This window comes from Paenisporosarcina sp. P4_D4, from assembly GCF_056401835.1.
The window spans coordinates 1-1,605 of sequence record NZ_JBFUIO010000271.1; the positions used below are offsets into that span (position 1 = coordinate 1).

The following is a 1,605-nucleotide window of genomic DNA, read 5'->3' on the forward strand; positions in this document are numbered from 1 at the left end:
ACTTCGAGTTACCGAGTTTGAGAATATTGATGATGTGCAAATGAGAGCGGGCTATAAATTTAAGTGATATTTCCAATGGAAAGTTAAGAAACAATCAGAGGTGAATGGATGAAGGTGTTGGTATTTGCACCACACAATGATGATGAGGTATTAGGCGTTGGCGGCACGATTGCGAAGTATGCAGCGCAAGGTCATGAAGTGTTTATTTGTGAGGTAACTAAAAGTAATACAGATGAAGAGATCGAAGAAGAACGTTCAGAAGCATTAGCTGCGCATCAACTATTAGGGGTTAAGGAAACGATCTTTTTAGATTTTCCCATTGTGACTTTAAGAGAAACTCCTTTAGTGAAAATCAATGCTGAATTTCTAAAAGTTGTGGAAGATATTCGACCAAACATTGCATTTATTCCTCATAAAGGTGATATGCATATGGACCATACTGTTGTCTCTCACAGTGCAATGGTGGCATTAAGACCAATTAATGGCATTAAGGTGGAGAATATTTATGCATATGAAACCCTTTCAGAAACAGAATGGAATCTTCCCACAGTAGACAATGCCTATATGCCAAATGTATGGAGTGATATCTCGAAATTCATCGAATTAAAGAAAGAAGCAATGAACTGTTATCAATCACAACTAAAACAACCGCCTCATCCTCGAACACTTGAAATCATTGAAGCATTGGCAAAGCTAAGAGGTTCAACAGTTGGTGTACCATTTGCGGAAAGTTTTATGTTAGTTAGAAGATTAATTTAGTTTTTTTTCTTAAACGGCTAAACCAGCGGATCGTTTCAGAAAATCTGCTGAGGCTGGAGTTATTAGTATCACTTGGTTGCGTGATGAAAATCAAAATCCACTTTGCGGTCATGCATATTTACATGATGGAAATAGCGTCTCAATGATTCATTCTGCATCACATCGTGTGGGAAAAGATTCTTCTCAACGTAATCGAATCGGAAGAGCCAATCGGTTATTACATTTGGAAAACATCTTATAAAGATCCACATAAAGAGCAAGAACAGAACATTAATGAGTTTAAAAGAAGCTTTGGTGGACAAGAAGTTGACGAGATAAAAGTACTTAATGCTCATAGTTTAAAAGGGAAAGTATTCCTTCTATATGCGCGCTGGAAATGGAGAAATAGGCTTGAATATTTACGGGCAATAAAATCCACTTAATAGTGTGTAACACTTTTTTACATTTTATTTAGATTGTCATATTTTAACTAATGAAGTCTTGAAAATGKGGAATATAACTTAACTCTTGAAGGTGGATAAATTTGTTAAGAAGAATAACTGAATGTAGAATTAGGATGCAAAAAGAAAGACCAGACCAATGCAGTGATCTGTATTAATTGCTGATTTAAAGATTGTAGAAATATACACTTCAGTGACATATTCATTAGATGCAAACAAAAGAGTTCTCAAAAGGAGCGATAAAAAAGTTGAGAAAATATAAGATGTATATCATGAATGGTAAATGTTAAAAATACAATTATTCACATAAAATACTTGTAAAATTAATTCTGTCTCACTGTTACAAGTATACTTGGCTCGTGAGACGTAGCTTCCTATAATTTATATTATGTCAACTAAAATTAAT

Annotated in this window: 2 protein-coding genes; both read left to right on the forward strand. The window is 34.4% G+C overall.

Annotation, left to right across the window (positions count from 1 at the left end; all coding sequences use genetic code 11):
• Positions 1 to 108: 108 nt before the first annotated feature.
• The gene (locus AC1DSL_RS17990) at positions 109 to 759 is read left to right on the forward strand and encodes a PIG-L deacetylase family protein (protein ID WP_477533289.1); all 651 of its coding nucleotides are present in this window, start codon (positions 109 to 111) and stop codon (positions 757 to 759) included.
• A 164-nt stretch (positions 760 to 923) separates the two neighbouring features.
• On the forward strand, positions 924 to 1,181 hold the full coding sequence (locus AC1DSL_RS17995; RefSeq protein ID WP_477533290.1) for a hypothetical protein: 258 nt from the start codon (positions 924 to 926) through the stop codon (positions 1,179 to 1,181).
• Positions 1,182 to 1,605: the final 424 nt, after the last annotated feature.